Annotated in this window: 7 protein-coding genes; 4 read left to right on the top strand and 3 right to left on the bottom strand. The window is 59.2% G+C overall.

Annotation, left to right across the window (positions count from 1 at the left end; all coding sequences use genetic code 11):
- Positions 1 to 141: 141 nt before the first annotated feature.
- Positions 142 to 1,140, top strand: a complete 999-nt coding sequence (locus BUB54_RS08170) for an IS4 family transposase (RefSeq protein WP_217652465.1) — start codon at positions 142 to 144, stop codon at positions 1,138 to 1,140.
- Positions 1,141 to 1,217: 77 nt separating this feature from the next.
- Positions 1,218 to 1,349, top strand: a complete 132-nt coding sequence (locus tag BUB54_RS21785) for a hypothetical protein (RefSeq protein WP_280521937.1) — start codon at positions 1,218 to 1,220, stop codon at positions 1,347 to 1,349.
- 42 nt (positions 1,350 to 1,391) lie between these two features.
- On the opposite strand, the gene BUB54_RS08160 is transcribed toward BUB54_RS21785, so the two are convergent.
- Positions 1,392 to 1,676 (bottom strand): hypothetical protein, encoded by a 285-nt coding sequence (locus BUB54_RS08160; protein WP_139284837.1) that lies wholly within the window; start codon positions 1,674 to 1,676, stop codon positions 1,392 to 1,394.
- 45 nt (positions 1,677 to 1,721) lie between these two features.
- Entirely contained in the window at positions 1,722 to 2,957 is a 1,236-nt protein-coding gene (locus BUB54_RS08155) for an MFS transporter (RefSeq protein ID WP_048878712.1), read from the bottom strand.
- Between the two features lie 121 nt (positions 2,958 to 3,078).
- Here BUB54_RS08155 and BUB54_RS08150 point away from each other — a divergent pair, with 121 nt between their 5' ends.
- Both BUB54_RS08150 and BUB54_RS08145 read left to right on the top strand, forming a co-directional pair.
- A complete protein-coding gene (locus BUB54_RS08150; protein ID WP_048878711.1) occupies positions 3,079 to 4,107 on the top strand; it encodes an aspartate-semialdehyde dehydrogenase in 1,029 nt (342 codons plus the stop codon).
- 148 nt (positions 4,108 to 4,255) lie between these two features.
- Positions 4,256 to 5,377, top strand: coding sequence for a mannosyltransferase family protein (locus tag BUB54_RS08145; protein WP_264798185.1), 1,122 nt, complete (start codon positions 4,256 to 4,258; stop codon positions 5,375 to 5,377).
- Here BUB54_RS08145 and BUB54_RS08140 read toward each other — a convergent pair.
- Positions 5,343 to 6,032 (bottom strand): SIMPL domain-containing protein, encoded by a 690-nt coding sequence (locus BUB54_RS08140; protein ID WP_048878709.1) that lies wholly within the window; start codon positions 6,030 to 6,032, stop codon positions 5,343 to 5,345. The two genes, BUB54_RS08145 and BUB54_RS08140, sit on opposite strands and share 35 nt — an antisense overlap.
- Positions 6,033 to 6,047 lie beyond the last annotated feature (15 nt).

The following is a 6,047-nucleotide window of genomic DNA, read 5'->3' as shown; positions in this document are numbered from 1 at the left end:
TGGCCATCCAAGACACCAGCGAGATTGTGCTGGGCGGGCCGAAGGTCCGTCAGGCGGGCTTTGGCCCAGTTGGCCGTGGCGGCTTTCTGGGTGGGGTCCTGCTCCATCCCGTGCTGGTGGTTGATGCCATGAGCGGTGAACTTGTGGGGGCTTGCTGATTTTGCCCTGTGGAACCGCGACAAGCAAAATGAATTGCACCACGCCAGGCGGCCGCTGGAGCAAAAGGAATCCCGGAAATGGCTGAATGGCGTAAGATGTGCCAGCGATACGCTTGGCAAGGCTCGACGCATCACGGTCGTGTCGGACCGGGAAAGCGATCTCTATGAGGACTTCGCGCTCAAACCCGTGAATGTCCACGTGCTGATCCGGGCCAGTTCCAACCGCAATCTTGTGAACGGATACAAACTCTTTGACCATGCGGATGGCTTGCCAGAAGCGGGGCGCATGACGGTGAATATTCCGGCCAGCCCTGGCAAATCCGCCAGGCAAGCCCGTCTGGCGTTGCGCTTTGGCCCGGTAACAATCAAGCGGCCGGAACGCGGCATGCCTAGTCCTGATCTGAAACGTTTGCCCCAGACGGTTGGGCTTCATCTGGTTGATATCCGCGAAGTTGATGCCCCAAAAGGCGTAGACCCCATCCACTGGCGTTTGCTTACCAGCCATGTCATCGAAGACTTTGGCGCGGCCCGTCTGATGCTGGATTTTTACCGCAAGCGCCGGATCATTGAGGACTATTTCCGAACCCTGAAATCGGCGGGCTTTAAGGTTGAGGATGCAAGGATGACCAATCCCGCCAGCTTCATGAACTTCGTTGCCCTGGCCGCCATAGCCGCCGTGACCGTCACCCAGATGCTGCGATCCCGCAACAATCCTTCCGGCCAGCCATTGGCCGACGCCTTTGATCCCGATGATAAACCGTTACTTATGGCCCTTTGTAAGGACTACGAAGGCGAAGCCCCAACTGAGCGTCAGAAAAATCCACATCCGCCCGATACACTGGCTTTCGCCGCATGGATAATCGCCCGCCTCGGTGCCTGGACCGGCTATTATGGCAAGCCCGGCCCCGTCACACTCTCACGCGGTCTGCGGCGCTATCATGAAATCAAATACGGCGCGCGAGTAGCAGCCGGAATTGAGTGAAGCGGATAGCGCGTGGCCGGGCGGACCACGATATCGGGTCGCATTGCGGCGAAGTGTGCCGCCAGCCGCGCACCAGCATGGGCCACAAACCCCACACCCACATTAATCAGCATCATGAGCGCAATGCTGAAAGCGGGCTTGTTGGCGACGATCAGCAGATCAACCACCTAGCCCTCTATATCAATATTAATTTTTTGTCCGGTAAATGAATCTGCGTCCAAAAAACGCCCCTGCGAAACGCGCTGGCGGCCCTACTGCCCCAGCCCCGGCAATATGAAATGCAGCAATAGCACCGCGGCAAACAAAAGGGCCACCCAGCCAAATAAACCGCCCAGAGTGCGCATTACCACCATGACCATCAGCGCCGTCAAAATCAGCATGACGCAAAGTTGCCATTGAGGCGCAACCACACCCAAAGCCACCATTATAGCAACCAAAGCGGCATCAATCTCGGCTGCAACCCCTATCACGGCGGTGGCGAAATTTGCAATCAAACCGTTAAATGCCCCCTCGCCGCCCATCGCATTCTCCCTCACGCGCCAGCGCAAAGAACTGCCCAACGCCGTCTAAGAATTAACGAATTATTCTAGTTTTTCAACGTTTTTTAATGTTGGAAACAATTTGATCCACAACATCGCCACGGCAATGGTGCCCAGGCCGCCCAGCACAACTGCAGGCACAGCGCCAAATAATGCGGCAGTCAGGCCACTTTCAAACTCACCGAGTTGATTGGACGCGCTGACAAACAAAAAGTTCACCGCCCCGACCCGACCGCGCATTTCATCCGGCGTCTGCAACTGCACCAGCGACAAGCGAATGACCACACTAATCGTATCGGACGCCCCCATGATCGCCAGTGCCAGCATAGAGAGCAGAATGGAATCAGAGAGGCCAAACACCACCGTCCCGACACCGAAAATGATCACCGCCTGGAACATCCGCATGCCCACTTTGCTGTTGATGGGGTAACGCGCCAGCCAGATTGTCATGAGCAATGCCCCCACGGCGGGCGCACCACGCAGCACGCCCAGCCCCCAAGGGCCGGTATGCAGCACGTCCTTGGCATAAACCGGCAACAGCGCCGTAGCGCCGCCTAGCAGCACGGCAAACAAATCAAGCGAGATTGTACCCAAAATCATTGGGTTACGGCGCACGTATCCCACTCCGGCGAACAAGGCCCGTAATGAGGGAGGCGCCTTTGCCACGGCGGGCCTGTCTAGTCGGATGCCGCAGACGCAAAGCGCGGCGCCGGCCCACCCCGCCGCCATGGCCGCATAGGGCCAAGCCGGAGACAGCGCGTAAATAAACCCGCCCAGCGCAGGGCCAAGAATGGTGGCAAGCTGAAACACGCCTGAGGACATGGCAGTGCCCTTTTGCAGCATCCCCTCCGGCGCAACAGCGGGCAGCAATGCGCCCATGGCCGGATTCTCAAAGGCACGTGCCGCGCTCATCACCATCACGGCCGAAAAAATCACCGGCACACTGGCCCAGTGCCCAAAGCTGGCCAGCGCCAACACCAGCGCCGTAGTGCTTTCCACCAGCTGACAGACGGTGACGACATATTTACGCGGATATCTATCCGCCACATGCCCCGCGAAGAACACCAGCCCCGCCGAGGGCAAAAACTGTACCAACCCCACCATGCCAAGCAGAAAAGCACTGTGAGCCAGGGCATAAATCTGCCAGCCTACGGCCACCGCCGCCATCTGATACGCAAAGCTGGCCATGCCTCGAGCTAGAAAAAACCGGAGAAAAGAAAGATGCCGCAGCAATGTGCTGGCGGGCGCGGAAAGAATTTCTGCGGAACCGGAACTCATGCCCAGCCTATACCCAGCCTGCCCCTGCCGCACTTATGCTATTCGCGCATGGCGCTTGCACCTGACCGCATTTGGCCCTAACCCCTGGCATCCAGTCTTAGATTTTTTGGGAGTTTTCGTCATGTCCTACAAGGTTGCGGTCGTTGGTGCCACCGGTGCGGTCGGGCGAGAGATTCTCAAAACCCTGGCCCAACGCAACTTCCCCGTTTCTGAGGTTGCCGCCCTAGCCTCAGGTCGCTCCGCCGGACAGGAAGTCTCCTTCGGTGACGACAAGGTGCTGAAGGTCCAGAATCTTGAGACCTTCGATTTCACCGGCTGGGATATCGCCCTGTTCTCGCCGGGCGCTTCCGTCTCTGCCGTTCATGCCCCGCGCGCGGGTGCCGCTGGCTGCGTGGTGATCGACAATACCTCGCAGTTCCGCATGGACCCGGATGTGCCGCTGGTGGTGCCTGAGGTGAACCCGCAGGATGTCGCGAAGTTCGCCAAGAAGAATATCATTGCCAACCCGAACTGCTCCACCATCCAGATGGTCGTGGCGTTGAAGCCCCTGCATGACCGCTTCAAGCTGAAGCGCGTGGTGGTTTCCACTTACCAGTCCGTCTCCGGCGCGGGGAAGGAAGGCATGGATGAGCTGTATAATAACACCAAGGTCTCCTTCGTGAACGAGAAGGGTAAAGCGCAGGTGTTCCAGAAGGACATCGCCTTTAACTGCATCCCGCAGATCGACGTGTTCATGGATGACGGCGCCACCAAGGAAGAGTGGAAGATGGCCGTCGAGACCAAGAAGATCCTGGACCCCAACGTGCCGGTTATCGCCACCTGCGTGCGCGTGCCGGTGTTCGTCGGCCATTCCGAGGCTGTTTATGCCGAATTCGAGAACCCGGTGACCGTAAAGGAAGCCCGCGATGTGCTGGCCAAGGCGCCGGGCATTGTGGTCGAGGACCAGCACGTGCCGGGCGGTTACATCACCCCCATCGAATGTGTGGGTGAGGACGCCACATTCGTCTCGCGTATCCGCAAGGATCCGACGGTTGAGAATGGCCTTGCGTTCTGGTGCGTCTCTGACAATCTGCGCAAGGGCGCGGCCTTGAACGCGGTACAGATCGCGGAAGTGGTCGTCGCGCAGAATCTGCTGAAAAAGGCCGCTTGACCCTAAAAGCTGGACTGTGCCTCACCGGGCGCTCCACCGCTTTTTTCCCGGCCGGCCTGATTCTGCTGCTTCTTGCGGGGCAGGCCGCCGGAATTGTGGCGGGGCAAGCCTTTTTGCCCCAGCATAGCCATGGCCGCTCGCGGAGCGGCTGCTTTCCTGGGATGGCCGGTTTTATTTCGGTATCATGCGGCGGGGCTATGAGTGGGCGCCCGCCAACCTGAAACAAACCCAGAATATCGCCTTTTTTCCAGCCCAGGCTTTGTTGAATTGGCTGGGCTCCCTGTTCACCAAGCCCAACAATCCGCTGCCCGCTTTGTTGATGTCCCTTAGTTTTGGGGCAGCGTCGATCTTTGCTTTTCATGCTTTAGCCAGCCGCGTTCTGGCCACGCGGGATGCTGGCTTCGCTGCAGCTTTGTTCGCATTTTGGCCCGCTAGCAGCTTCTTTATCATGGGTTACCCGACCGGCCTCATCTCCCTTTGCATCATCGGCGCGCTGGGCGCGCATGTGCGTGGGCAATATTGGCGTTCAGCCTTGTGGTGCGGGCTGGGCAGCGCGGCCGCGCCAACGGTCATGTTTGTGGTTGCCGCGTCATATCTGGACCGTGGGATTACCCTGCTGCGCCAAGGCATCACAGCGCGCAGGTCGCTGCATCTGGCCCTTTGGGTGTTGCTCTGCGCCAGTGGGCTGCTGAGCTTCATGATTTATCAGCGAATCCGGTTCCACGATGCCCTGGCCTTTAACGCGGCGCAGTCAGCCTGGGGTAAGGCCCCTGGCCTTAGCCAACGCCTGCACAGGTTTGAGGATTGGCACTGGTATATCCAACAGGCCCAAAGCGAACGGCAAGAGATCGCGCATGGTCTGGCGCTTTGGCGGCAAGACCACCTTTTACCGGGCATGACCGGGATTGAGGCCGGAGTGCAGCGTTGGGTCAGTAGCCTCAGTATGACCCTTGTGACCGTTGGGCTGGCTGCCGCCAGCTTTGGCCTTTGGCGGCGCGCGGCGATTCTGCCCTTTGCGGGCTGGTGCGTGTTTGTGGGCTATATGTGGTTCATTTTTACCACCAGCCAGCACTTGCTTTGCGTACCGCGCCTGCTTTCCCCCGCTATTGCGCTGTTTCTTGGATTTGGTCTTCTTGCCGGGCGGCTGCCTGGGATCGTGGGCAGCGCGATGCTATTGCTCGCGCTGCTGACTAGCGCATTGGAGCCGCCTTCGTCACAAGCGGCTATTGGGTTGTCTAAGAAGCCGGGTCCAGCTCTATCTTCGCAGTGACATGAGCTGTCATTCTGACTTTATCCGGGGCGGATTGCGGTGCGGGCGCAGCGGCCAGCGCCATCACCCGCGGCGCCGGCGGCAGCAGCCCACCTCCGCTATTCACGTTCAACGTCTTCAACGCCCCCACTTTCTTGTGCAGCGTAACGGCGATGGCCTTGGCTTGCGAACGCAGCTGCACCAGCGCATCACGAATCGCTGCCTGTTGCAGCATGTCTTGCCCCGCCTCTGAGAGTTCCCCGCTCAGCCCGTTCAACAACAGACCATCCGCCTGCAATTTGGCCAGCAGATCGGTAAAGGCCTTGTCCGGCACGCCGTCCTTGGCAGGTTGTACTAGCGTCAGGCTTTGGCGTGCGGTGAATTGCGGCTTGGTTTGCCCATCCGGCGTGCTGGAATAGCTGTCATAGCTGCCCGTGGTCACAACCACGCCCGGCACAGCATGGGCAGCCACCATGGCCTTGGCCACCGCCTGATTCACGGCCCCTTGCGCGTTGGACGCATTTGGCTTCACGGCCTGCACATTGAAATTCGCCACTGCCTCATCCGGTTCAGCCTGGGCCGCGCCATTCGCGCTCAAGGTCAATTCTGTCTGCGCCAAGGCGGGCAGCGCCAAGCCTGTGAGAACGGGAACCAGAAACCAAATGCCTCTTGCCATTTTCTTCTCCTCCTG

Origin of the sequence: Acidocella aminolytica 101 = DSM 11237, assembly GCF_900129125.1 — a bacterium.
Lineage (GTDB): Bacteria > Pseudomonadota > Alphaproteobacteria > Acetobacterales > Acetobacteraceae > Acidocella > Acidocella aminolytica.
This window is presented reverse-complemented; position numbering and strand designations above follow the sequence as displayed.